This is a genomic window from Streptomyces taklimakanensis, from assembly GCF_009709575.1.
Lineage (GTDB): Bacteria > Actinomycetota > Actinomycetes > Streptomycetales > Streptomycetaceae > Streptomyces > Streptomyces taklimakanensis.
Genome location: NZ_WIXO01000001.1, coordinates 2,259,786 through 2,282,773, shown reverse-complemented (window position 1 = coordinate 2,282,773; position 22,988 = coordinate 2,259,786). Strand labels below are relative to the sequence as shown.

General features: G+C 73.2%; 21 protein-coding genes and 1 pseudogene. 11 read left to right on the top strand and 11 right to left on the bottom strand.

Features of this window, described 5'->3' with window-relative positions; genetic code table 11:
* Positions 1–103: 103 nt before the first annotated feature.
* Positions 104–511 carry an SsgA family sporulation/cell division regulator gene (locus F0L17_RS09895; protein WP_155070779.1) on the bottom strand — a complete coding sequence of 136 codons (408 nt, stop codon included), beginning with the start codon at positions 509–511 and terminating at the stop codon, positions 104–106.
* Between the two features lie 349 nt (positions 512–860).
* Between F0L17_RS09895 and F0L17_RS09890 the strand changes: the two genes are divergently transcribed.
* The 3 genes from F0L17_RS09890 (at position 861) to F0L17_RS09880 (ending at position 3,747) form a co-directional block, all read left to right on the top strand.
* Entirely contained in the window at positions 861–2,039 is a 1,179-nt protein-coding gene (locus F0L17_RS09890; RefSeq protein ID WP_162466019.1) for a serine hydrolase, read from the top strand.
* 21 nt (positions 2,040–2,060) lie between these two features.
* Positions 2,061–2,876, top strand: a complete 816-nt coding sequence (locus F0L17_RS09885; protein WP_155070778.1) for an SDR family NAD(P)-dependent oxidoreductase — start codon at positions 2,061–2,063, stop codon at positions 2,874–2,876.
* 202 nt (positions 2,877–3,078) lie between these two features.
* Positions 3,079–3,747 (top strand): lytic polysaccharide monooxygenase auxiliary activity family 9 protein, encoded by a 669-nt coding sequence (locus F0L17_RS09880; RefSeq protein WP_155070777.1) that lies wholly within the window; start codon positions 3,079–3,081, stop codon positions 3,745–3,747.
* Positions 3,748–3,946: 199 nt separating this feature from the next.
* Here F0L17_RS09880 and F0L17_RS09875 read toward each other — a convergent pair whose 3' ends face one another.
* The 6 genes and pseudogenes from F0L17_RS09875 to rsmI form a co-directional block, all read right to left on the bottom strand.
* Positions 3,947–4,918: a 4-(cytidine 5'-diphospho)-2-C-methyl-D-erythritol kinase gene (locus tag F0L17_RS09875; protein WP_155070776.1), complete on the bottom strand. Its 972-nt coding sequence runs from the start codon at positions 4,916–4,918 to the stop codon at positions 3,947–3,949.
* Positions 4,915–5,802: a 16S rRNA (adenine(1518)-N(6)/adenine(1519)-N(6))-dimethyltransferase RsmA gene (gene rsmA / locus F0L17_RS09870; RefSeq protein ID WP_162466018.1), complete on the bottom strand. Its 888-nt coding sequence runs from the start codon at positions 5,800–5,802 to the stop codon at positions 4,915–4,917. The genes F0L17_RS09875 and rsmA overlap by 4 nt, the downstream gene beginning before the upstream one ends.
* A complete protein-coding gene (locus F0L17_RS09865; protein WP_338018024.1) occupies positions 5,799–7,328 on the bottom strand; it encodes a ubiquitin-like domain-containing protein in 1,530 nt (509 codons plus the stop codon). Before F0L17_RS09865 ends, rsmA begins: the two co-directional genes overlap by 4 nt.
* Positions 7,329–7,508: 180 nt before the next feature.
* Complete coding sequence (locus F0L17_RS09860; RefSeq protein WP_155070775.1) at positions 7,509–8,375, bottom strand: TatD family hydrolase; 867 nt, start codon at positions 8,373–8,375, stop codon at positions 7,509–7,511.
* A 74-nt stretch (positions 8,376–8,449) separates the two neighbouring features.
* Positions 8,450–8,746 (bottom strand): annotated as a pseudogene (locus F0L17_RS09855) (hypothetical protein); the annotation flags it as partial.
* A 119-nt stretch (positions 8,747–8,865) separates the two neighbouring features.
* The gene (gene rsmI / locus F0L17_RS09850; protein ID WP_162466017.1) at positions 8,866–9,726 is read right to left on the bottom strand and encodes a 16S rRNA (cytidine(1402)-2'-O)-methyltransferase; all 861 of its coding nucleotides are present in this window, start codon (positions 9,724–9,726) and stop codon (positions 8,866–8,868) included.
* A gap of 107 nt (positions 9,727–9,833) precedes the next feature.
* Here rsmI and F0L17_RS09845 point away from each other — a divergent pair, with 107 nt between their 5' ends.
* The 3 genes from F0L17_RS09845 (at position 9,834) to F0L17_RS09835 (ending at position 12,393) form a co-directional block, all read left to right on the top strand.
* Positions 9,834–11,606, top strand: coding sequence for a dolichyl-phosphate-mannose--protein mannosyltransferase (locus F0L17_RS09845; protein ID WP_155070774.1), 1,773 nt, complete (start codon positions 9,834–9,836; stop codon positions 11,604–11,606).
* A 68-nt stretch (positions 11,607–11,674) separates the two neighbouring features.
* Positions 11,675–12,172, top strand: a complete 498-nt coding sequence (locus F0L17_RS09840; RefSeq protein ID WP_155070773.1) for a DUF2975 domain-containing protein — start codon at positions 11,675–11,677, stop codon at positions 12,170–12,172.
* Positions 12,172–12,393, top strand: a complete 222-nt coding sequence (locus F0L17_RS09835) for a helix-turn-helix domain-containing protein (RefSeq protein ID WP_155070772.1) — start codon at positions 12,172–12,174, stop codon at positions 12,391–12,393. The genes F0L17_RS09840 and F0L17_RS09835 overlap by 1 nt, the downstream gene beginning before the upstream one ends.
* Positions 12,394–12,562: 169 nt before the next feature.
* Here the strand turns inward: F0L17_RS09835 and F0L17_RS09830 are convergent, their stop codons facing one another.
* Both F0L17_RS09830 and F0L17_RS09825 read right to left on the bottom strand, forming a co-directional pair.
* Positions 12,563–12,955 carry a hypothetical protein gene (locus tag F0L17_RS09830; protein WP_155070771.1) on the bottom strand — a complete coding sequence of 131 codons (393 nt, stop codon included), beginning with the start codon at positions 12,953–12,955 and terminating at the stop codon, positions 12,563–12,565.
* Positions 12,956–13,339: 384 nt separating this feature from the next.
* The gene (locus tag F0L17_RS09825) at positions 13,340–13,573 is read right to left on the bottom strand and encodes a hypothetical protein (RefSeq protein ID WP_155070770.1); all 234 of its coding nucleotides are present in this window, start codon (positions 13,571–13,573) and stop codon (positions 13,340–13,342) included.
* Between the two features lie 509 nt (positions 13,574–14,082).
* Here F0L17_RS09825 and F0L17_RS09820 point away from each other — a divergent pair.
* The 3 genes from F0L17_RS09820 (at position 14,083) to F0L17_RS09810 (ending at position 18,697) form a co-directional block, all read left to right on the top strand.
* Complete coding sequence (locus F0L17_RS09820) at positions 14,083–15,735, top strand: penicillin-binding transpeptidase domain-containing protein (protein ID WP_155070769.1); 1,653 nt, start codon at positions 14,083–14,085, stop codon at positions 15,733–15,735.
* A gap of 284 nt (positions 15,736–16,019) precedes the next feature.
* Positions 16,020–16,661, top strand: a complete 642-nt coding sequence (locus F0L17_RS09815; protein ID WP_155070768.1) for a hypothetical protein — start codon at positions 16,020–16,022, stop codon at positions 16,659–16,661.
* 182 nt (positions 16,662–16,843) lie between these two features.
* Positions 16,844–18,697, top strand: coding sequence for an ABC-F family ATP-binding cassette domain-containing protein (locus F0L17_RS09810; protein WP_155070767.1), 1,854 nt, complete (start codon positions 16,844–16,846; stop codon positions 18,695–18,697).
* Between the two features lie 81 nt (positions 18,698–18,778).
* Here the strand turns inward: F0L17_RS09810 and F0L17_RS09805 are convergent, their stop codons facing one another.
* Positions 18,779–19,249: a hypothetical protein gene (locus F0L17_RS09805; protein WP_155070766.1), complete on the bottom strand. Its 471-nt coding sequence runs from the start codon at positions 19,247–19,249 to the stop codon at positions 18,779–18,781.
* 365 nt (positions 19,250–19,614) lie between these two features.
* Here F0L17_RS09805 and F0L17_RS09800 point away from each other — a divergent pair, with 365 nt between their 5' ends.
* On the top strand, positions 19,615–21,606 hold the full coding sequence (locus F0L17_RS09800) for an outer membrane protein assembly factor BamB family protein (protein ID WP_162466016.1): 1,992 nt from the start codon (positions 19,615–19,617) through the stop codon (positions 21,604–21,606).
* 295 nt (positions 21,607–21,901) lie between these two features.
* Positions 21,902–22,618: a response regulator transcription factor gene (locus F0L17_RS09795; RefSeq protein WP_155070764.1), complete on the top strand. Its 717-nt coding sequence runs from the start codon at positions 21,902–21,904 to the stop codon at positions 22,616–22,618.
* 40 nt (positions 22,619–22,658) lie between these two features.
* Here the strand turns inward: F0L17_RS09795 and F0L17_RS09790 are convergent, their stop codons facing one another.
* Positions 22,659–22,979, bottom strand: a complete 321-nt coding sequence (locus F0L17_RS09790) for a hypothetical protein (protein ID WP_162466786.1) — start codon at positions 22,977–22,979, stop codon at positions 22,659–22,661.
* Between the last annotated feature and the right edge of the window lie 9 nt (positions 22,980–22,988).

Genomic DNA, 22,988 nt, shown 5'->3' with positions numbered 1-22,988 from the left:
GTGTGATCCGGGTCTCACCGCGGGGTTCCGCGCCCCGACCGCGCGCCGAGCGGAGCGGAGCGGGGAAGGGAGGAACCGGGAGAGGGGAGAGGGGGGCCGGGACTCAACCGAGCAGGGACGTCAGCCCCCGGTCGAGGTCCAGCTCCATGTGCTCCGTGCCGGACGGCACCAGCTCGTACGTGCCGTGCAGGAAGCGCAGCAGGTGGCCGGTGTCGAACTCGACCACCGCCACTCCCTCCGGGGCGCGCAGCTCGATGACGGTCTTCTCCGCTCCGGACGGCCGGACGTTCACGTCCCCCGGTCCCACCCGGGCGCGCATGCCGTTCTCCAGCAGCTCGCGGGAGAACACCCAGGCGACCTCCTGGCCGTCGAGCGAGACCTCGGAGGGGAAGACCAACTGCACGGCGAAGGGATCGTGCCGGTCGTAGCGCAGTCCCACGGCGATCTCGCGGGTGACCGACGGGACGGTGATCAGACGGGCCTGGACGGTGTGGTCGACAACTGCGGGCATCGGATGCTCCTTCCGGGGGGGCCTGCTTTCCTTCGTCCCCGTCGAGGCGTTTTCATGACGCCCTACCGTGGGTAATCACGACGGGTTTCGTGAGGGTTCCGTGAAGGTCGGGTATTTCTCCGCCTTCCCTGGTGGTGGAGGCCAAACCCGAGGGTGGCGAAACGGCCTCCGTGCCCCCTCCCGTGCCCCTCCCGTGCCCTTTCCGTTCCCTCTCCGTGCCCGTCCGCCCCGCGCGCCCCGTCCGGTCGTCGTCGCCGCCGGATCCGACCCCAGGTCGGTGGCGCCTCCTCCCACATAGGACGATGGGGGAGCACACACCACCTTTCCGACCGGCGGGAGCAGAACCACAGTGGCGGACGTCCAGGGCACGGTCGCGGACGGCTACGAGCCGGTCCGCGACGCCTTCCGCGCCAACCTGACCGAACGCGGCGACCGCGGCGCGGCCGTGGCCGTCTACCGGGACGGGCACAAGGTCGTCGATCTGTGGGGCGGCCTGGCCGACCCCGACGGGCGGCAGCCGTGGACCGAGGGAACCGCCCAGGTCGTCCGGTCCGTCACCAAGGGACCGGCCGCCGCCGTCCTCCACCTGCTCCACCAGCGCGGACGGCTGGACCTGGACGCCCCGGTGGGCACCTACTGGCCGGAGTTCAAGGCGGCGGGCAAGGAGCGCGTCCCGGTCCGCCACCTGCTCACCCACCGCGCGGGACTGCCCGCCCTCGACGCTCCGCTCACCCCCGAGCAGGCCCTCGACGGCGTCTCCGGTCCGGCCGCCGTCGCCGCCCAGGAACCCGCGTGGGAGCCGGGCACCGCGCACGGCTACCACGCGCAGACCTACGGCTGGCTGCTGGGCGAGGTCGTCAGACGGGTCACGGGACGCTCCCTGGGCCGCTGGTTCGCCGACGAGGTGGCCGCGCCGCTCGGCCTCGACGTGTGGATCGGCCTGCCCGAGGACCAGGCCCACCGGGTCGGTCGGATCGCGGAGGTGGAGGCCCCGCCCGCGCCGGCCTCCGCGGGGCCGCGGGTCCGCCCCAAGCGCGAGGTCGTCGAGGCGTGGCGCGATCCGGACTCCCTCACCCGCCGCGCCTTCGGCACCATCGATCCCCAGCCCGACGAGAACGCCCCCGCCTACCGGGCCGCCGGGTTCGCCGCCTCCGGCGGTGTGGCCACCGCCCGTTCCCTGGCCCGTTTCTACGCCGCGCTCATCGGTGATCTGTCAGACGGCACCAGACGGCTGTACGCCCCCGCCACCCTCACCCAGGCCCGCACCGAGGAATCGGCGGGCCCCGACCGCGTCCTGCGGGTCGCCACCCGCTTCGGGCTGGGCTACATGCTCCACGGGCCGTCCTGCCCGATGCTCGGCCCCGGCTCCTTCGGACACCCGGGCCGGGGCGGATCGCTGGCCTTCGCCGACCCCGAGAGCTCCCTGGCCTTCGCCTACGTGACCAACTCCCTCCGCACGTCGGTCACGTCGGATCCGCGCGCCGGTGCTCTCGTCCGGGCCCTGCACAGGGTGGCGACAGAGGGCTGATCACGGCCTTACGCTGACCCGATGCGGCGATTCGAGGGACGTCTCCAGGGGTACGCGGCGCTGGTCACCGGCGCCGGGCAGGGCATCGGCGCGGCGGTCTGCCGGCGGTTGGCCGCCGAGGGCGCCCGGGTGCTGGCCACCGACGTCGACGGCGAACGGGCCGAGCGCACGGCCCGCGAGGTGGCCGAGGCGGGCGGGCAGGCCGGTCACACCGTCTGCGACGTGGGCGACGGCGACTCGGTGCGGGCGGCCGTGGGGTACGCGGTGGAGCGCTTCGGCGGCCTGGACGTCCTGGTCAACAACGCCTACGGCATCCACCCCGACGCCCCGCTCTTCGAGGATGCCTCGGAGGAGGAGTGGCAGCGGGACCTGGACCTCACGCTCACCGGCGCGTTCCGCTGCGTCCGGGCCGCCCTGCCCCACCTGGCCGCCGCTTTGGACCGGCGCGGGGCGATCGTCAGCGTCGGGTCGGTCAACGGCGAGCGGGACTTCGGGGGGCACGCCTACAGCGCGGCCAAGGCGGGCCTGGCCTCCCTCACCCGCACCCTGGCCGGGCACGCCGCGCCCCGGGGCGTGCGGGTCAACCTGGTCGCGCCGGGCACCATCGCCACACCGGCCTGGGAGGGGAGGGACGAGGCGCTGGAGCGCGCGGCCCGGGAGTATCCGCTGGGCCGGGTGGGGCGTCCCGAGGACATCGCCGCGGCCGTCGCCTTCCTCGCCTCGTCCGACGCCTCCTGGATCACCGGGGTCACCCTTCCGGTGGACGGCGGACTGTTGACCTCCAACCTCGGACTGCGCCGTGCCCTGGGGGGCGAGGAGGCCCGAGGCGGCGACTGACGCGGACGCCGTGGCGGTCGCCGGGCCGTGACGGGCGGGGCGGTGCCGATGAACCCGGCATTTCGGCGTTTCGGCCAACCCTGGGATTTCGGCCACCCTAGGGGTCCGGAGGTTTCCACTCCGTGTCGTCGGGTAAAGCCCACGTGACATGGGAGCGCTCCCATAGCCCGGGAACCCCACACCGGAAAACGGAGACCGCACAATGCATTGTCATGAACGGGTTGAATCGCCCCGCTGGACCGTCCGCGTCTTAGTGGCGCTCTTCGCCGGGATCCTGGCCCTGATCCCCTGGACGAACGACGCCTCCGCACACGGCGGGATCGTCAATCCCGCCTTCCGGGCCTACAGCTGCTGGGAGCGTTGGGGCAGCGACCACCTGAACCCCGCCATGCAGCAGGAAGACCCGATGTGCTGGCAGGCGTGGCAGGACAACCCCAACGCCATGTGGAACTGGAACGGCCTGTACAAGAACGGGGTCGGCGGCAACTTCCAGGCGGCCCTCCCCGACGGCCGGCTCTGCAGCGGCGGCCTCGCCGAGGGCGGACGCTACCGCTCCCTGGACGCCGTCGGTCCGTGGAAGACGACGGACGTCCGCACCAACTTCACGATGCACCTGTACGACCAGGCCAGCCACGGCGCGGACTTCTTCCGCGTCTACGTCACCAAGCAGGGCTTCGACGCCACCCGCGAGGCACTGGGCTGGGACGACCTGGAACTGGTGAAGACCACGGGTCGCTACGCCCCCGCCCAGAACATCTCCTTCGACGTCAGCGCCCCGGGCCGCAGCGGACGCCACATCGTCTTCACGATCTGGCAGGCCTCGCACATGGACCAGTCCTACTACCTGTGCAGCGACGTGAACTTCCGCTGACACCGGTGACCCCGATCCGCCGGGCCGCATCCTCGGCGCCATCGGTAGTGGTGGGGGCCCCGTCGGGCGCGAACGCGCCCGGCGGGGCCCCGTCGTTCCCTCTCCCGTCCCGCCCTCACCGCGCGGGGCGGCCCGCCCGCGCCACCGGCAACCGGACCACCGCCCGCACCCGGCCGCCTCGCGCCCCGGACGCCCCTGCTCACTCCGCCGGAGGCAGCACCGTCGCGCCCGGCGCCGGGCCCGTGGCGGTGTGGGCGGCGCGGCAGACGTCCTCGGCGCGCAGCACCCGGGCGATCTCCGTCGCCGAGGCGGCGTCCTCGGCCAGGAACGCGCAGGTCGGCCCGGAGCCGGAGACCAGCGCGGCCAGCGCGCCGGCCTCCGTCCCCACGGCCAGGGTGTCGTCGAGGGAGGGCAACAGCGAGATCGCCGCGGGCTGGAGGTCGTTGGCGAGGTTCGCGGCCAGCAGCTTGGCGTCCCCGGAGCGCAGCGCGGCCAGCAGGACGGGGGAGGGCTCGGGCTCGGGGACGGCGTCGACGCCCGCGCCGGGGCCGCGTTCCCGGCGCAGCCGGTCGCACTCGCGGTAGACGGCCGGGGTGGACAGCCCGCCGTCGGCGACGGCGAACACCCAGTGGAAGGAGCCGCCGACGTCGAGCGGCGTCAGCAACTCGCCCCGGCCCCGCCCCAGGGCCGCCCCGCCGACCAGGGAGAACGGCACGTCCGACCCCAACTCGGCGCAGAGGGCGAGCAACTCCTCGCGCGGGGTGCGGGTGCCCCACAGCGCGTCGCACGCCAGCAGGGCCCCCGCCGCGTCCGCGCTGCCCCCCGCCATGCCGCCCGCGACGGGGATCTCCTTGCGGATGTGGAGCCGGACGTCCGGTGAACGGCCGTGCCGCAGGGCGAGCGCGTCGGCGGCGCGCACGGCCAGGTTGGTGCGGTCCAGCGGCACCTGGTCGGTGTCCGGTCCCCGACAGGTGACGGAGGGCCCCTCACCCGGCTCCGCGGGGGAGGCGGTGACCTCGTCGTACAGATCGACGGCGAGGAAGACGTTCGCCAGGTCGTGGAAGCCGTCCGGCCGCAGCCCGCCGACCGCGAGCTGCACGTTGACCTTGGCGGGGACGCGTACGGTGACCGGCGTCCGCGCGGCGGTCCCCGCACCCTGGACGGTGCTCATGCGATGGTGCCCTTCCGCTCCGCGACGGCCGCGAAGTCCTCGATCGTCAACGACTCCCCCCGGGCCCGGGGATCGACCCCCGCCGCCCGCAGCGCCTCCTCGGCCGCGGCGGCCGAACCGGCCCAGCCCGCCAACGCCGCCCGCAGCGTCTTGCGGCGCTGCGCGAAGGCGGCGTCCACCACGGCGAAGACCTCCTCGCGGCGGGCGCCGGTGCGCGGCGGCTCCCGCCGCACCAGCGACACCAGCCCGGAGTCCACGTTGGGCGCGGGCCAGAACACGTTCCGCCCGATCGCCCCGGCCCGCCTCACCTCGGCGTACCAGGCGGCCTTCACCGACGGCACCCCGTACACCCTGGAGCCGGGCTCGGCGGCGAGCCGGTCGGCCACCTCCGACTGGACCATCACCAGACCGTGCTCGATGCTCGGGAACGTCGCCAGCATGTGCAGCAGCACGGGCACGGCGACGTTGTAGGGCAGGTTGGCGACCAGCGCGGTGGGTGCCGGGCCGGGCAGTTCGGTGACGCGCATCGCGTCGTGGTGGACGAGCGCGAAGCGGTCGGCGCGGTCGGGCAGCCGGGCCGAGACCGTCGCGGGCAGCGCCGTCGCCAACACGTCGTCGATCTCCACCGCCGTCACCCACGCGGCCTGCCCGAGCAGCGCCAGCGTCAGCGACCCCAGGCCCGGACCGACCTCGACCACCACGTCCTCGGACGTCACCCGCGCGGTCCGCACGATCCGGCGGACGGTGTTGGCGTCGATGACGAAGTTCTGGCCGCGCTGCTTGGTGGGGCGCACGCCCAGCGCGGCGGCCAGCTCGCGGACGTCGGCGGGCCCCAGGAGCGGGTCGGCGCCGGGGGAGACGGGAGGGACGGGGACTGAGCTCACCGGTGCAGTTTACGGCCGCACACCGGCCACGGGCTCGCGCCCTTCTGCACGTACAGCTTCTTCGCCCGGTAGGTCTGCTCGGCCGGCGGGGCGTCCTGCGGGCGGCCCTTCCCGCCCAGGCTCCGCCAGGTGGGGGTGTCGAACTGGTACAGCCCCCCGTGGGTGCCGGAGGGGTCCACCGCGTCCGGGCGCCCGCCGGACTCGCAGCGGGCCAGGGCCTCCCAGTCCAGGTGGTCGGCGCCGCGCACGGAGGAGGGCGGCTCCTTGGTGCCCACGCGCACGATCCGCGGCGTGGGCTCGCGCACCACCTTGGTGCCGGTGTGCCGCGGCTCCTGCCGCACGCCGTTGACCGTGCGCACCCGGTACGTCGTCCGCCGCAGTCCCGGCGAGCCCTCCCGGTCCACCACCTCCGTGCCCCGCGGCAGGGTCGGGTCCGCGCGCCGTTCGGTGGGGAACGGGATGGGCTCGTCGTGCACCTGCTCGGTCTCGGTGACGCGCAGGACGGTGACGGTCTGGCCCTCGCGCGGGAAGGAGTCCAGGGGGACGGAGACGGTGTCCTCGCCGCGCAGCTCCACGTCCGCCGCGTCCAGCACCTCGCGCACGGTCGCGGCGTTGGTGCGGACGGTGCGCTCGCGTCCGTCGGCCAGGACGGTCACGGCCCGCTCGGTGCGCACCGTCAGCGTCAGCCCGTAGCGTCCGACGGACCGGTCGCCGGGCACCGACAGGTACGCCCCCTCGGTGCGCACCCCGACGTCGCGCAGCGCCTCGGCCACGGTGCGGGCGGTGGTCCACACCCGCCGCCGGTGGCCGTCCAGGGTGAGGACCAGGGGACGGCCGTAGCGGACGGTGACGCGGTCGCCGTGGGCGAGCGGTTCGCCGGGGGCGGGGGAGACGGCGTCGTGCGCGCCGATCCGCACGCCCTCGTCGGCCAGCAGCTCGGAGACGTCGTCGGCGAAGGTGTGCAGGGTGCGGGGCTTCCCCTCGACCGTCAGCTCGACGGCCTTGTCGTCGGCGACGAAGGCCGAGGTGCCGCCCGCCAGGAAGGCGACGACGCACGCCTGCGGCACCAGTCTGCGCAGGTCCTCGGGGAACCGGCCGGCCTTCCGCTCCCGCGCGGCGCGGCGTGCGGCGGCCCGGCCGCCGCCGGCCTGGCGGGGCATCGGGGCGGGGGGCGCGTACGCCCCGGCCACCCAGGTCGGTTCGGGCGCCGCGAGCGGTTCCGGGGGGCCCTCCGGCAGTTCGGTGTGCCGGGTGTGCTCGGTGTGCTCGGTGTGCTGGGTGTGCGCGCCGGGCGCGCCGTGACCGCCGTCCGGACACGCGTCGTCGTACGGGGGAGGGGGGCCGTAACCGCCGCCGTACGGCTCGTACCCGGGGCCGGACTCGTACGCGGGCCGGTAGGTGTCGTACGGGTTCCGCTCGTATCCGGGCCCGTGCTCCGGGCCGTCCTCCGGGTACGGCCACGGCCGGTGCGGAGGTGCGGAGGGGTACGCGTACGCGTACTGCTGGATCCCCTGCGGGTGGCTCACGACGTACTCCCAAGCGGTCCGGGTGGCGGGCCGGGACCCTAGCGGAGTGTGCGTCACTCTCCCAAGTCGTACGACTACCCACAGGTGTGAAAAGCGTTCGGTCCCCGCTCCGGCCGGCGCTCCCGGCGCACGCGGGAGCCTCCGCGCCGCCCCCGCGGCGGCCCTGCGGCGACCTCGGCGTCACCAGCCGAAGGCGCGGACGCCGTTGGCCGCCACGTGCTCCGCGAGCGTGTCCACGGACAGGCCCTTGACCTCGGCCATCGCGCGCAGCGTGTACGGGATCAGATAGGGGGCGTTCGGCCGTCCCCGGTACGGCGCCGGCGTCAGGAAGGGCGCGTCCGTCTCCACCAGCAGCAGCTCGGGCGGGGCGACGGCCAGGGCGTCGCGCAGCGGCTGGGCGTTCTTGAAGGTGACGTTCCCCGCGAAGGACATGAAGTACCCCTTCCGCGCGCACACCCCGGCCATCTCCGCGTCGCCGGAGAAGCAGTGGAAGACGGTCCTCTCGGGCGCCCCCTCCTCCTCCAGGACGCGCAGCACGTCCTCGTGGGCGTCCCGGTCGTGGATGACCAGCGCCTTGCCCAGCCGTTTGGCCAGCTCGACATGGCGGCGGAAGGAGTACTCCTGGGCGGCGCGGCCCCCCTCGCCGGTGCGGTAGTGGTCCAGTCCGGTCTCGCCCACGCCCAGGACCTCCGGGCGGGCGGCCAGTTCGGCGATGCCGTCCAACGCCTCGTCCAGGGCCCCGCGGCCCCCTTCCGCCTCCAGCCGCGGCGCCTCGTTGGGGTGCAGGGCGACGGTGGCCCACACGGCGTCGTGACCGGCCGCGGCCTCGGCCGACCAGCGGGAGCGCTCCAGGTCGCAGCCGACCTGGACCAGGGTCGTCACGCCCACGGCGGCCGCCGCCGCGATCGCCTCCTCGACCGTGGCGTCCTGCATGTCGAGGTGGGTGTGCGAGTCGGCGACCGGCACGTCCAGCGGTACGGGCGGCGGCGCGGGCTGCACGGGCTTCGCCGACTTCGCGGCGCTCGTCGGCTTCGCGGACTTCTCCATGCACGCGATCCTAGGACGCGCTTCCGCGCGCCTTCACCGGCCGCCTCGCGCCCCGCGTCCGCGCGCGGTCACCCGGGGGGTGGGGCGTGCTCGGCCGAGGACACCCGCCCCGGCCGCATGATCCGCACCACGTGCGTCTCGCAGTTCGGGCACACCGGACGCGTCAGCGGCGACGGCACGCGCCGCCCGTCGGCGGGGTCGTGGTAGGTGACGAACGGGCGTCCGTCCAGGTCGGTGTGGTGTCGGATCTCATACGCCTGCTCCCAGCCGTACCCGCAGCGCATGCAGGCGAAGGAGTACTCCTCGTGGCCGCCCCGTGACGCGGTGGTCGGGGTGGTGGGGGCAGCCGTGGGGATCCTGGGGTCGATCATGGGAACCTCCTCCCACTCTCCTACCAGGAGACTCCTTTTCGGGCGGAAATGCACGGGTGTGCGGTGAAATTCTCGGGCTGGTTCCGTCCGGCCCGTCCGGCCCGTGCCGACCGCCCCGCTCAGGGTCCTGCCGGCCCCCGGGCGTTCTTGGCCGCCACCACGGCGTCGAACACCTCCCGCTTGGGTATCCCGGCCTCGCGCGCCACCGCGGCGATGGCCTCCTTGCGCCGCTCCCCGGCCGCCTCGCGCACCGCGACCCGGCGCACCAGCTCGGCGGCGTCCACGTCTCCCGGCTCCGGGGCGGGAGCGCCCTCGACGACGACCGTGATCTCGCCCCGCACCCCCTCCTCCGCCCAGGCGGCCAGCTCCTCCAGCGTGCCGCGCCGGACCTCCTCGTAGGTCTTGGTCAACTCCCGGCACACCGCGGCCCGGCGCCCGGCGCCGAAGACCTCCGCCATGGCGGCGAGGGCGGCGGTCAGCCGGTGCGGCGCCTCGAAGTACACCAGGGTGCGCCGCTCCCCGGCGCACTCGCGCAACCGCGACAGCCGCTCACCCGCCTTGCGCGGCAGGAACCCCTCGAAGCAGAAGCGGTCCACCGGCAGTCCCGACACCGCCAGCGCCGTCAACACGGCGGACGGCCCCGGCACGGCCGTCACCCCGATGCCGCGCTCCACCGCGGCGGCCACCAGCCGGTAGCCGGGGTCGGAGACGGACGGCATCCCCGCGTCCGTCACCAGCAGCACCCGGGCGCCGCCGGCCAGCGCGTCGGCCAGCTCCGGGGTGCGCGCGGCCTCGTTGCCCTCGAAGTACGACACGATCCGGCCGGTGACCTCGACCCCCAGCGCCTGGGTGAGCCGCCGCAGCCGCCGCGTGTCCTCGGCGGCGACGACATCGGCCTCCGCCAGTTCCCGCGCGAGCCGCGGCGGGGCGTCGGAGACGTCGCCGATGGGGGTGCCTGCCAGTACGAGTGTTCCGCTCACCCCGCCATCCTCCCAGCTTCCGCGGCTCCGCCCGGAGCCCGTCCGTCACCCGCCGAAGCCCTCGCCCTCCCGCGGCGCCGCGCCGCGGGGGGAGGGCGTTCCCTACGATGGCCCGCGTGACCAGTGACACCGCGACTCAGGCCCGGCACGGGGAGTCCGTCGAGGAGCGCCCCACCGCGTGGCGGGCACGGCTGCGGCGCTACGGCTACGCGGCGCCCCCTCGCCCCGGCGCCCGGGAACGGCTCGTACCGCCCCAGCCGGAGCCCGGCGGCGGCCGGGTGTGGGGGGCGTTCGGGCTGGCCGCGGAGGACGCGCGGCGGCTGGGGCGCCTGACGGGGTGGGGCGGCCCGCTCCTGGTCACCCTGTTCGCCGGGATCCTGCGCTTCTGGAACCTCGGCTCGCCGCACGCGGTGATCTTCGACGAGACGTACTACGCCAAGGACGCCTGGTCCCTGTACCGACTCGGCTACGAGGGCAGTTGGCCGGAGAAGGCCAACGAGACGATCCTGGAGAACCCCGCCGCCGCGCCGCTGAGCGAGGCCGCCTCGTACGTGGTCCACCCGCCCGTGGGCAAGTGGGTCATCGCCCTGGGCGAGGCGATGTTCGGTCTGACGCCCTTCGGCTGGCGCTTCATGGTCGCGGTGCTGGGCACCCTGTCGGTGCTGATGGTCTGCCGCATCGGCCGCCGCCTGTTCCGCTCCACGGCCCTGGGCTGTCTGGCCGGTCTCCTGCTGGCGGTGGACGGGCTGCACCTGGTCATGAGCCGCACCGCGCTGCTGGACCTGGTGCTGATGTTCTTCGTGCTGGCGGCCTTCGGCTGCCTGCTGGTCGACCGGGACCGCGCCCGCGCCCGACTGGCCGCGGCGCTGCCCCCCGACGGGCGGCCCGACGCGGAGGTCGGCGACCGGCTCGGCCTGGGGGCGCGCCCGTGGCGCCTGGCGGCCGGGGTCTGCCTGGGCCTGGCCTGCGCCACCAAGTGGAGCGGCCTGTACGTCCTGGCGGCCTTCGGGGTCCTCACGGTGCTGTGGGACGTGGCCTCCCGTCGCACCGCCGGGGCCCGGCGCCCGTACCGGTCGGCGCTGCGCCGCGACGCCGGACCGGCGTTCCTGTCGTCGGTGCCGGTGGCGGCCGTCACCTACCTGGCCGGCTGGGCGGGCTGGTTCGCCGGCCGGGACGGCTACTTCCGCACCTGGGCGGACGACCGCCGCGGTCTGTCGCCGGACTCGCTGGCCCTGCCCTTCACCGACCTGAAACTGCCCCTGCCGCAGTTCGACATGACGTGGGTCCCCGCGTCGCTGCGGAGCCTGTGGCACTACGAGGCCGAGGTCTACCGGTTCCACGTGGGGCTGACGTCCGAGCACACCTACCAGTCCCACCCCTGGAGCTGGCCGGTGACCGCTCGCCCGGTGTCGTACTTCTACGAGTCCTCCGAGCGCGGCGAGAACGGCTGCACCGCCGACTCCGGATGCGCCCGCGAGGTGCTCGCGCTGGGCACCCCGCTGTTGTGGTGGGCGGCCTGCTTCGCGCTGCTGTACTGCCTCTACCGCTGGGGCCTGCGGCGCGACTGGCGGGCGGGGGCGATCCTGTGCGGGGTGGCGGCGGGCTGGCTGCCGTGGTTCCTGTACCAGGAGCGCACGATCTTCTACTTCTACGCGGTCGTCTTCGTGCCGTTCCTCTGCCTGGCCCTGGCCATGGCGGTCGGCGCGCTCCTCGGGCCGCCCGGGAGCACGGAGCGGCGGCGGACGGCGGGTGTCGTCGGCGCGGGCGTGCTGGTGGTGTTGATCGTGTGGAACTTCGTGTACTTCTACCCGATCTACACCGGCTTGGAGATCTCCAAGGACGCCTGGCAGAACCGCATGTGGCTGGACACCTGGATCTAGGGTCCACCCCTTGCCGACCCTATCGAATTTCGATAGCTTCCTATCGTTGGTCGATGGGAGGAGCGACGATGGGAAAACCGACCGTGCTCGCGCTGCGCGCCGTGCTCGTGGCACTGCTCGCCGGCTCGGTGTTCGTCCAGACGGTGATGGTGCCGCTCCTGGCCACCGACCTGGAGGAACTCGACACGGGCTCGGCCCACCTGCGCGTCCCCATCCTGGTGATCGTCCTCCTGGGGGCCGTGACGGTCCAGGTCGTCCTGGTCTGCGTGTGGCGACTGGTGACCATGGTGCGTCGCGGAACCGTGTTCTCCCACGCCGCCTTCCGCTACGTGCACATCGTGCTCGGCGCGTTCACGGCCGCCGCGCTCCTGGTGTTCGCCCTCGCGGTCCTGTTGGCGCCGGGCGAGGCCGTGGCCCCGGGCATCGTGCTCCTGCTGTGCGGGACCTCCCTGGCCGTCTTCGGCGTCGCGCTCATCGTGCTCGTGCTGCGGATGTTGCTCGCCCAGGCCGTCGCACGCGATGTCGAGGCGGCGCGGATGCGGGCCGAGCTGGCCGAGGTGATCTGATGCCGATCGCCGTCGACATCGACGTGATGCTGGCCAAGCGGAAGATGACCGTGGGCGAACTCGCGGACCGCGTCGGGATCACCCCCGCCAACCTGGCGGTGCTCAAGAACGGCCGCGCCAAGGCGGTGCGCTTCGCGACGCTCGCCGCGCTCTGCGAGGTGCTCGAGTGCCAACCGGGCGACCTGCTGCGCTGGGAGCCCGAGAGGACCGCGGACGGATGACGCCGGCCGCCTCACGGCGGCGGTCTCGCCCCGCGAGGCGGACGCGGTGGTCCCGGACGGACCCCGGGCGACCGGTCCCGTCCGGGACCGGTCCGCGCACACGCGGCGCCGCCCGCCGGAGAACCGGCGGGCGGCGCTGCGAACTGTTCCTGCAGAGGGGGGAAGGACGTCAGTCCTGGAGCTTGGCCTTCTGGCCGGTCTCCTGCTCGGCCTTCTGGCCGGCCTTCTGGTCCTGCTCGCCGGCCTGCTTCTGGCCCTGCTCGGCCTTCTGACCCTGACCCTGGCCCTGACCCTGCTCCTGCTTCGGGGCAACGACGATGTCGGAGTCCTTCTCGACCTTGACGGTCTTCTTGATCGTGGTCTCCTCCTCGTAGTTCCGCGAGCAGTCGAGGTTGTTGGCTTCGCTCGACAGGATCAGGAGGTTGATGACCTCCAGGTTCGGGCAGGGCAGGATCTGCGCGTCATTGCTGAACTTGGCCTCGCCGGCGTGGGCGCTGGCGGCCCCGCCCGCGAGGAGCATGGCAGCGGTGAAAGAAACGGCGAGCGTCTTCTTCAGCTTCATTCGGTCTTGTCTCCTTGACGAGAGAAGGAAAGGTCCGATGTTCCCCGGCCGCCGCCGAGCGGCCGGGGAATCGGTTTCCGGAGCACTGTCACCATGCGGCCGTTCCACCGGAAGGCGGGAGTGACCCCCACACCGGCGACATTAACGGAACGAAACTCGGATTGCTCGCTTATGCGTTTCTGCGTGTCCTGCGGAAAGTCGGCCGATGGGGTCGCCGAACGGCGTACGGGGCGGGCCGCCAAGTGTTGTTGCGCCACACGGGTGTCACTGTTCGGTTGATATGGGGAATGTGGGTGCGGCTGTGGGCCGGAGAAAGCGGAAAGGCCGCCCCCGGAGCAGTGGGGGCGGCCGTCACCTGCCGTGTCGTGTCCTCGGAGGGTTTCCTCAGCCCTTGAAGAACTTGTAGACCTCGATCGAGGTCTTCTTCTTGTGGTTCCGCGAGCAGTCGAGGTTGTTGTTCTCGCTCGACAGGATCGGGATGTTGAGGATCTCCAGGTTCGGGCAGGGCAGGATCTGCGCGTCATTCTGGAACTTCGGGTCGGCGTGGGAGACGCCGGCGCCGGCGAGCACGAGCGCCGTGGCGGAAAGTGCGACGGCGGCGGTGCGCTTCAGCTTCATGGCATGTACCTCCAATGTACGAAGCCGCTTCTCAAGCTTGCGACCGCAATGCTAGAGCGATTTCCCCGGAGGTGCGGTAGGCGTCGCCGCGCACCACCCGCCTGTTTTCCTTGATTACGCGGTTCGGGCCCGCGCCGCCGGGCGGCGGCGCGGGCCCGAACGGTATTGCCGGGAAGGAGGAACGACCTTCTGCGTCACAGTGGAAACGACGCGGGGTTCGGGGAGTTGTGCCGACATACGGGTGAACGGACGTCCGTCGCCCGCATGCGGGGGCCTCTCTCGCGCGCTTTTAAATAGGAAAAGAATACTTTTCTTTCGTGGGGGAGAAAGGGAGACGGGGCGGCGTCCGGCCCGGACGACACGGCCGCGTTTCCACCCGAACAGCCGCCGAACACCCGGCGGCGGCACTTCGGGACACCTGGATCGGGGCGTGTCACGCCGGTGCTCTAGGGTGCCTCGCACGGGCCTCGGTAGCGATGTTCCGGGGCGGGGCGGAGGTTTGGACACCCATGCGTGACGGTCGGAAGGTGGCGGTGGTCGGAGCGGTCTTCACCGCCCTGGTCGGAACCGCCGGGTTCGGGGCGTACACCCTGATCGGGGACGGTGGCGCACCCGGTGACGGGGGCGGGCGGGACGTGACGGTCGCGGACGGCGGGACCGCCGCGGCGGTCGAGACCGGCCCGCCGACCCCGAAAGAGGTGCGGACGGTCGCCGAGGAGTTCCTCGACGCCTGGCAGAACGGCCGGACCGAGGAGGCCGCCGAGCTGACGGACGACGGCACCGCCGCCGCCGAGGCCCTCACCGGCTTCCGCGAGGACGCCCGCGTCTCCCGGGTGACCCTGGAGCCGGGCGCCGCCACCGGCTCCGAGGTGCCCTTCACCGTCCGCGCCCAGGTGCGCCACGACGAGGCGGAGCAGCCCGGCGAGTGGACCTACGAGTCGGCGCTGACGGTCGTGCGCGACACCGGGACCGGCCGGCCCGTCGTCGACTGGGAGCCGTCCGTCCTCCACCCGGAGCTCAAGGCCGACCTGCGCCTGGAGACCGGTGAGACCGAGGCCCCACCGATCAGGGCGCTGGACCGCAACGGCACCGAGCTGACCGCCGAGGCCCACCCCGAACTGGCCGCGATCCTGGCCGACCTGCGCAAGCGGTACGGCGGCAAGGCCGGCGGCGAGCCCGGCGTCGAGACCCGGATCGTCGACGCGTCCGGCAAGAAGGTCAAGACGCTCAACGAACTAGACGAGGGCACCCCCGGCGAGCTGCGGACCACCATCGACGCGCGGGTGCAGAAGGCCGCGGTGCGGGCCGTCACGAGCAAGCCCAAGGCGTCGGTCGTCGCCCTGAAGGCCAGTACCGGCGAGATCCTGGCGGTCGCCAACAACCCGGCGAACGGTTTCAACACCGCCTTCCAGGGGTCCCTCGCCCCCGGCTCCACGATGAAGATCGTCAGCGCCTCGATGCTCATCGAGAAGGGCCTGGCCTCCAGCTCCGAGCAGCACCCGTGCCCGAAGTACTTCACGTACGGCGGCTGGAGGTTCCACAACCTCGACAAGTTCGAGATCAAGGGCGGCACCTTCGCCCAGTCCTTCGCCGCCTCCTGCAACACCGCCTTCATCAGCCAGGCCGAGAAGCTGGCGGACGACGACCTGACCCGGCAGGCCCGCGACGTCTTCGGCATCGGCCTCACCTGGAAGGTCGGCACGGTCACCTTCGACGGATCGGTGCCCGTGCAGACCGACGCCCCGATGGCGGCCTCGCTCATCGGCCAGGGCGGCGTCCGGGCCAACCCGCTGATCATGGCCTCGGTGTCGGCGACGGTGAAGAGCGGCACCTTCCACCAGCCCTACATCGTCTCCCCCGAGGTGGACGGCCGCACCCTGACCAGGGCACCGCGCACCCTCTCCCCGGCCGTCTCCCAGGAGTTGCGCTCCCTGATGCGGCTGACGGCCACCAGCGGTTCGGCCGCCCAGGCGATGGCCGGCACCACCGGCGACATCGGGGCGAAGACCGGATCGGCGGAGGTCGACGGCCAGGAGAAGCCCAACGCCTGGTTCACCGCCTACCGCAACGACATGACCGCCGCGGCGGTCGTCCCCGCCTCCGGCCACGGCGGCACCAACGCGGGACCGATCGTCCGCCAGGTGCTCGACTCCGTCGACTGAGGCGGCCCGGTCCCACGGCCCGGTCCCACGGCCCGGACCCACCCCGTACGGCCCGCGCGGGAACCTCCTCGCGCGGGCCGCTCCCGTCCGGGCCACGTCCCGCCGCCTCTCCGCCGCGGGGGCGCCCGTCCGCCCGACGGGGCGGGGCGGAGGGAGATCGCGGTGGGTGAACTCTCCGTGACGAACACCTCCCCGAAGCCGTCGCGGAGCGATACGGTACGGCCCCGAAACGCAAGGCCGAAGCCGCCGAACCACGCGGTTTCGGAAGGAGGGGGGACCCGTCCGTGCCCACTGACTACGCGTGCCAGGCGGCAGCCGAGCAAGCGGCCCGGGGCATCGCGCCCGTACGGGCGCACCTGGTGCCCGCCCAGCGGAACGCTCCGCAACAACAGGAGGAGGTCTCGGTCGTCATCCGGTCCTTCCTCGGACCGGACGCCTCCGGAAGGCCGCCGGCCGACAACGCCCCGCCCCGCGTCGAGCCCGTCGACCCCTACACCGGCGCGGCCGTGCTCCTCGGCTTCCTCGACGGGCTGCGGGCCGACCTGAGCGGTGCCCTGGTCGACTGGTACTCCTCCGTCCACACCGACCTCCCCCTGACCCTGGGGGCGCCGGGCGCCGAGCAGCGCGGCCGGACCTCGGCCCGCGTGCCCAACGGCTGGCAGACCCTGTCCGACCTCCAGACCAACGCCCAGGACGTGCTGACCGTCCTGTCGAACCGGCCCGGAGGCCAGGTCGGCCCCGCCGAGCTGAGCTGGCGGTTGGCCCTGCTGGAGGACGTGTTCGCCGGTGCCCTGCGCCGCATGGGCGTCCCGGACGGGACGTCGGTGGAGAGCGCCGCGGAGCTGACGAGCGCCGCCGGCTCGCTGTTCGGCCTCAGCCGGCCGACCCCCCGGTCGACCTCGGAGCGGCAGGGCCGGTCGTACTGAGCCCGTACCGAGCCGTACCGGGCCGGGGCGGCTCGGGCGGCCGGCGACCGCCCGGCGGGGCGCTCCCGGCGGGCGGGGGGGGCGGGCATGGGCACCGGTCCCGGGACGACGACTAGGCTGAGGAACCGACCAGCCCACCCGAGACCACACCAGTCCGGCACGCGCCGGGCAGCGGGAGCCCCATGGCCACGAACCTCGTCAATCTGGAAACCGTCGGCAAGGTGTACGGCACGCGTACGTTGCTGGACGGCATCTCCCTCGGCGTCAGCGAAGGGGACCGGATCGGCGTCGTCGGGCGCAACGGCGACGGCAAGACCACGCTCGTCCGCATCCTGTCGAAGCTGGAACCCGCCGACGACGGGCGGGTCACCCACGCCGGCGGGCTGCGGCTGAGCGTGCTCACCCAGCACGACTCGCTCGACCCGGACGCGACCGTCCGCCACGAGGTCGTCGGCGACATGGCCGACCACGAGTGGGCCGGGGACGCCCGCGTCCGCGACATCCTCACCGGCCTCTTCGGCGGCCTGGACCTGCCCGGCTTCCCCCAGGGCCTGGACACCGTGATCGGCCCGCTCTCCGGTGGCGAGCGGCGGCGCATCGCGCTGGCCAAGCTGCTCATCGCCGAGCAGGACCTGATCGTGCTGGACGAGCCCACCAACCACCTCGACGTCGAGGGCATCGCCTGGCTCGCCGGACACCTGCGGGCGCGCCGCTCGGCGTTGGTCTGCGTCACCCACGACCGTTGGTTCCTGGACCAGGTGTGCACCCGCATGTGGGACGTGCAGCGCGGCACGGTGCACGAGTACGAGGGCGGCTACAGCGACTACGTCTTCGCCCGCGCCGAGCGCGAGCGCATCGCCGCCACCGAGGAGGCCAAGCGGCAGAACCTCGTCCGCAAGGAGCTGGCCTGGCTGCGGCGCGGCGCCCCGGCCCGCACCAGCAAGCCCCGCTTCCGGGTCGAGGCCGCCAACGCGCTGATCGCCGACGTGCCACCGCCGCGCGACAGCGCGGAGCTGATGAAGTTCGCCAACTCGCGGTTGGGCAGGACCGTGTTGGACCTGGAGGACGTGACCGTCCAGGCCGGCCCCAAGGTGTTGCTCAAGCACCTCACCTGGCAGCTCGGCCCCGGCGACCGCGTCGCGCTGGTCGGCGTCAACGGCGCGGGCAAGACCTCCCTGCTGCGGGCCATGGCGGACGCGGCGTACAGCGGCGGCGAGCGGCAGCCCGCGGGCGGCCGGATCAAGGTCGGCCGGACGGTGCGGCTGGCGTACCTCTCCCAGGAGGTCGCCGAACTCGACCCGACCTGGCGGGTGCTGGAGGCCGTGGAGCAGGTGCGTTCCCGCGTGGACCTGGGCAAGGGCCGCGAGATGACCGCCTCCCAGCTGTGCGAGCGCTTCGGCTTCGGCAAGGAGAAGCAGTGGACGCCCGTCGGCGACCTGTCGGGCGGTGAGCGGCGCAGGCTCCAACTGCTGCGGCTGCTGATGGACGAGCCGAACGTGCTGTTCCTGGACGAGCCGACCAACGACCTGGACATCGAGACCCTGACCCAGTTGGAGGACCTGCTCGACGGCTGGCCCGGCTCGCTGGTCGTCATCTCCCACGACCGCTTCTTCGTCGAGCGGACCACGGACCGGGTGTACGCGCTGCTGGGCGACGGCACGCTGCGGATGCTGCCGCGCGGCGTCGACGAGTACCTGGAGCGCCGCGAGCGGATGCGGCAGGCCGGTACCGTTCCCCAGGCGCCGACGTCCCGGACCTCCGGCGCGCCCGCCGGGACGGGAGGCTCCGGCGGTTCGGCGGCATCCGGCGGGGCGGCCAAGCCCGCGGCGCTCTCCCGGGCGGCGCAGAAGGAGTTGCAGCGCATCGAGCGCAGGTTGGAGCGGATCGGCGAGCGGGAGGCGACCCTGCACGCCGAGATGGCCGAGCACGCCACCGACTTCGAGAGGGTCGCCGGACTCGACGCCGAACTGCGACAGTTGGCGGGCGAGCGGGACGAGTTGGAGACGCGCTGGTTGGAGTTGGCCGAGGAGGGCTGACGGCGTCGACGGCGGTGCCCGTACGGCAGAGGGCGGGTGGACCGGATGGTCCGCCCGCCCTCTGCCGTACGGTGCGGTCGGTCACCCGCAGTGGACGCCGTAGGACGGGCTGGAGCCGCTGGCGATCGGCTGCTCGGAGCTGACCTGTGCGTGGACGTGGATGCACTTGCCGGCGGCGTAGAGCTCCACCGGGCCCGCGTAGTAGCTGAAGGTGCCGTAGTCGCTGTCGTTGGGCTGCCCGGCCCAGTCGCAGAACGCGCCGGGGGTGCTCGTCTTGCAGCGGAACAGCGTGACCGCGACGTAGTTGGGCGTGCCGTAGCCGCCGGCGGCGGTCTTGACGGCCACGGCGCAGTTCTTGCCGGTGGACGAGTCGTAGTAGAGGTAGATGTTGCCGTAGAGGGTCCCGGCGTCCGTCTTGATGGGGTAGCTGTTGATCTGGCCGCCGGGGCAGCCGTAGGCGCCCGCGGAGGCGGCGGGCGCGTTGACGATGCCGAAGGCGCACATCGCGAGCATCGATATCAGGACGGAGACGACGCGCTTGGAGCTTCTCACCGGTTCCCCTCAATTGGATGATCTTGAAAAGAAGCCCTCAGCCTAATGATCGTCACCTTTCCCGGAAACCGTTGGTGAGCGATTTTCCGCCTCGCCCCGCCCGCCCGGCCGGGGTCGGGCGGAGCGAGGCGCTCCCGGGGGGCGGGCAACGGTAACGCCGGGGTCGCGGACCGGTCTCGCCCAGGGGATCGGCCGGAACCGGAGGCGGCCTTTTTGGTGTCCGGTGGTAGAAAGAGTGCCGTTCCATCGTCGGTGTCAACTGGCCGAAAAACATCGAGAAGTGGCGGACCATGTCCGATTCGCTCTGCCCTACGGGGGCTTGAGGGGCTGGGCAACCGGTCCGCGCGTGAATGAGGAAGACCACCATGTCGCAGCCGCCACCACCTCCCAACCAACCGTCGCCGGACGGCTTCGGCGCACCACAGGAGCCGCCGGCGTCCGCCGGCGCAGAGCAGCAGGACGGGCCCGAACAGGCCGAACGACCGGAGCGGTCGGACGGGACGGAACGGTCGGAGGGAGCGGAGCGGCCCTCGCTGAGCAAGTCCTCCCAGCCTCCGTCCGACGAGTCGCCGCAGGGCCCTCCGCGGACCCCGACGCAGGTCGCGCCGCAGGTGGCGCCGTCCGACCAACCGCCGTCGGGCGGTTTCGGCGCGCCGCAGGAGCCGACGACGCCCTACGGGCAGCCACCGCAGCCCCCAGGACAGCCGGGTTCGCCGGGGCAGCCGCCCTCGTACGGCTACCCGCAGCAGCCGGGCGGGGCGCCGGCCTACGGTCACCCGGGGCAGCCCGGCCAGGGCCCGTACGGTCAGCCGCAGGGATACGGGCAGCAGCCGCCGTACGGTCAGCCGCAGGGATACGGGCAGCAGCCGCCGTACGGCCAACCGCAGGCGTACGGACAGCAGCCGCCGTACGGGTACGGGCAGTACGGCCAGTACCCGACGCAGCCCATGACCGCCGGCAACGGCGGGGGCGGCAACAGGAACAAGGTGATGATCGTCGTCGCGGCGGTCGTCGCGGTCCTGTTGGTGGCCGGTGGCGGCGTCTGGTTCCTGGCCGGCCAGGGCGGTGAGGACGAGCGGGCCAAGGGCGACAAGAGCACCGGCGAGGGCACCACGGACGGCGGCACCGGAGCCGAGGGGGAGAAGAAGGGCGCCGAGGGCGGGACGGAGGTGATCGACGCCGAGGTCGCCTGGGAGGTCGAACCGCCCGAGGTGGACAAGGACGACATCCTCACGGACGTCCCCGGCACCTGGTTCGTGGGCGACAACCTCGTCAAGACCACCACGACCTCCACCACGGCCTACGACATGGAGACCGGCGAGGAGGCGTGGTCCATCGAGATGCCCCGCCCGAAGAGCTGCGCCGCGGCCTACGAGACGTCGGGCGACAAGACCGTGGTGCAGTACGGTCGGCGCTGCGAGTTCATCATGGGCATCGACCTCGCCAAGGGCGAGGAACTGTGGAAGAAGGAACTCCCCTCGAAGCGCGAGAGCGCCTCGGAGTTCAGCTACACCGAGATGGCGGTCAGCGGCAACATGGCCGCCGCCGCCTGGATCGGCAACGCGGTCGGCTACGACCTGACCACCGGCAAGGAGCTGTGGCAGCAGGAGCAGGGGTCCGAGTGCAAGGACCGCGGCTACTCCGGCGGAGCGCAGCTCATCGCCAAGATCGAGTGCGGCTTCGGTGGTGCGCAGAAGGTCCAGGGAGTGGGCCAGGGCGGCAAGAAGGCGTGGGAGTGGAGCGTTCCCAAGGGCATCGACGTCCGCAAGGTGTTCTCCACCGACCCGGTGGTGCTCGGTGTCAACGCCGGCGGTGAGTCCAGCATCGACATCACGGACCTGATGATCCTGTCGAAGGACGGCGAGCTCCAGCGCAAGATCTCCATATCCAAGGAGCGGCACGACCTGGGCTGCCGCGGCATCTCGCTCGGCAACTGCCCCGGCACGGTGGTGGACGGCGACACCCTGTACCTCACCTCGCAGCCGCACCAGGGTGACGCCGAGTACGGCCGTACCAACGAGGTCATCGCCTTCGACCTCACCAACGGCAAGCCGAAGTGGCTGGGCGAGCCGACCGACGGGGGCCAGATCGTCCCGGTGGCGGTGGAGGACGGCACGCTGATCGCGTACGAGCTCCCCGACTACCGGAACCCGGGCCAGGTCGTCGCGCTCGACCCGAAGACCGGCGAGGCGTCCCCGCGGATGGAGATGCCGGACGACGCGGTGAAGAAGGAGTACGACATGGCCACCGGCACGGACGTGGCCCCGTACTGGAAGGACGGTCGCCTCTTCCTGGTGAACCACAAGTTCTACGCCCGCGCCGGCCTGAGCAACATGGCGATCGTGGCCTACCACTGACCGGGTGCCGCCCGCCCGCCCCGCCCCACGGGGCGCGGGGGCCGACGGGCGGCGAACCGGGGGTGATCGAGCCGGTCGGTCCGGGGAGCGGCGAGGCGGCCCCGCGTCCCCCCTGTGGGGGAACGCGGGGCCGCCCGCGTGCGTTCGGGTCGGATCCCGTCGGGATTCCGGAGTTCTTGTCCGAAGGGGAGCGCCGTGCCGGGCGAGCGTGTAGCTTCCGGGGGCATGGCGGAGCCGGGCCGGGGTGGGCCGGTACGGAGCCCGGCCCGCGGCGGACCGGACGACAGGGGTGTGGATGACCGTGCGGCTCGTGGTGGTCGACGATCACCGCCTGCACGCCGAGGCGCTCGCCTCGGCGCTGAGATTGCGCGGACACCGGGTGCTGGCCGCCGCCGCGCCGGCCGCGGGGGCGGCCGAGTTGGTGATCGGCCGGGCACCGGAGGTGTGCCTGTGGGGGACGACGGCGCCCGCGGGGCCGGGCGCGTTCGACCCCGTGGCGCGGATCAAGCGGGAGAGGCCGCGGGTCGCGGTGGTGGTGCTGGGGCCGGTGCCCGACCCGCGGGGCATCGCGGCGGCGTTCGCGGCGGGCGCGTCGGGCTACGTGCGGCACGACGAGCGGATCGAGGGCGTCGAGCGCGGCATGGTCAGGGCGCGCGCCGGGGAGGTGGCGGTGGCACCGCAACTGCTCCAGGGCGCCTTCGCGGAGTTGCTCGACCCCAGTGCCGAACCGGACGACGAGGGCGCCCGGCTGCTGCGGATGCTCACCCCGCGGGAGGTCGAGGTACTGGTGCGGGTGGCGGAGGGGGAGGACACCCGGCGGATCGCGGTGGGCATGGGGATAGCCTCCAGCACCGCCCGTACGCACGTGCAGCGGGTGCTGATGAAGCTCGGGGTCGGCTCGCGGCTGGAGGCGGCGGCGCTCGCGGCCCGCACCGGGCTGCTGGACCGGGCCACCGGCTCCGGCGCGGCCGGGGCGTTCGGTGCGGGAGGAGGAGGCGAGGGGACGGGCTGACGGGCCGGTCCCCTGCCGCGTCGGACGCCCCGGCCGGGGCTCATCGGGCGTCGGGCGCTCCGGCCTCCGGTCCGGTCCCGGGGCCGGGGCCGGGCCCCGGCCCCTCCTCCGCCTCCCGTCGCGGCGGCGGCGGAACGGTCGGGCTCAGTCGCAGCCAGAGCAGGAACAGCAGCCCGAGCGCGAGCATCGACAGCCCGGTCCAGAGGTTGATGTTGATGTCCTGGGCCTTCCTCAGGTCCTCGTCGGAGACGAAGAACCCGGCGAGGGTGACCAGGACGCCGTAGACCACGAAGAGCACGCCGATGACGCGGCGGATGTCGAACAGTCGGGCGGCGCTGACCGAGCGCCCCTCCAGCTCGATCTCCTCCTC

What these genes read in the sequence shown, in the direction of transcription:
- F0L17_RS09895 (WP_155070779.1), bottom strand. Translation starts at nt 511, where the DNA reads ATGCCCGCAGTTGTCGACCACACCGTCCAGGCCCGTCTGATCACCGTC.
- F0L17_RS09885 (WP_155070778.1), top strand. Translation starts at nt 2,061, where the DNA reads ATGCGGCGATTCGAGGGACGTCTCCAGGGGTACGCGGCGCTGGTCACC.
- F0L17_RS09880 (WP_155070777.1), top strand. Translation starts at nt 3,079, where the DNA reads ATGCATTGTCATGAACGGGTTGAATCGCCCCGCTGGACCGTCCGCGTC.
- F0L17_RS09875 (WP_155070776.1), bottom strand. Translation starts at nt 4,918, where the DNA reads ATGAGCACCGTCCAGGGTGCGGGGACCGCCGCGCGGACGCCGGTCACC.
- F0L17_RS09860 (WP_155070775.1), bottom strand. Translation starts at nt 8,375, where the DNA reads ATGGAGAAGTCCGCGAAGCCGACGAGCGCCGCGAAGTCGGCGAAGCCC.
- F0L17_RS09845 (WP_155070774.1), top strand. Translation starts at nt 9,834, where the DNA reads ATGGCCCGCGTGACCAGTGACACCGCGACTCAGGCCCGGCACGGGGAG.
- F0L17_RS09840 (WP_155070773.1), top strand. Translation starts at nt 11,675, where the DNA reads ATGGGAAAACCGACCGTGCTCGCGCTGCGCGCCGTGCTCGTGGCACTG.
- F0L17_RS09835 (WP_155070772.1), top strand. Translation starts at nt 12,172, where the DNA reads ATGCCGATCGCCGTCGACATCGACGTGATGCTGGCCAAGCGGAAGATG.
- F0L17_RS09830 (WP_155070771.1), bottom strand. Translation starts at nt 12,955, where the DNA reads ATGAAGCTGAAGAAGACGCTCGCCGTTTCTTTCACCGCTGCCATGCTC.
- F0L17_RS09825 (WP_155070770.1), bottom strand. Translation starts at nt 13,573, where the DNA reads ATGAAGCTGAAGCGCACCGCCGCCGTCGCACTTTCCGCCACGGCGCTC.
- F0L17_RS09820 (WP_155070769.1), top strand. Translation starts at nt 14,083, where the DNA reads ATGCGTGACGGTCGGAAGGTGGCGGTGGTCGGAGCGGTCTTCACCGCC.
- F0L17_RS09810 (WP_155070767.1), top strand. Translation starts at nt 16,844, where the DNA reads ATGGCCACGAACCTCGTCAATCTGGAAACCGTCGGCAAGGTGTACGGC.
- F0L17_RS09800 (WP_162466016.1), top strand. Translation starts at nt 19,615, where the DNA reads ATGTCGCAGCCGCCACCACCTCCCAACCAACCGTCGCCGGACGGCTTC.
- F0L17_RS09795 (WP_155070764.1), top strand. Translation starts at nt 21,902, where the DNA reads ATGACCGTGCGGCTCGTGGTGGTCGACGATCACCGCCTGCACGCCGAG.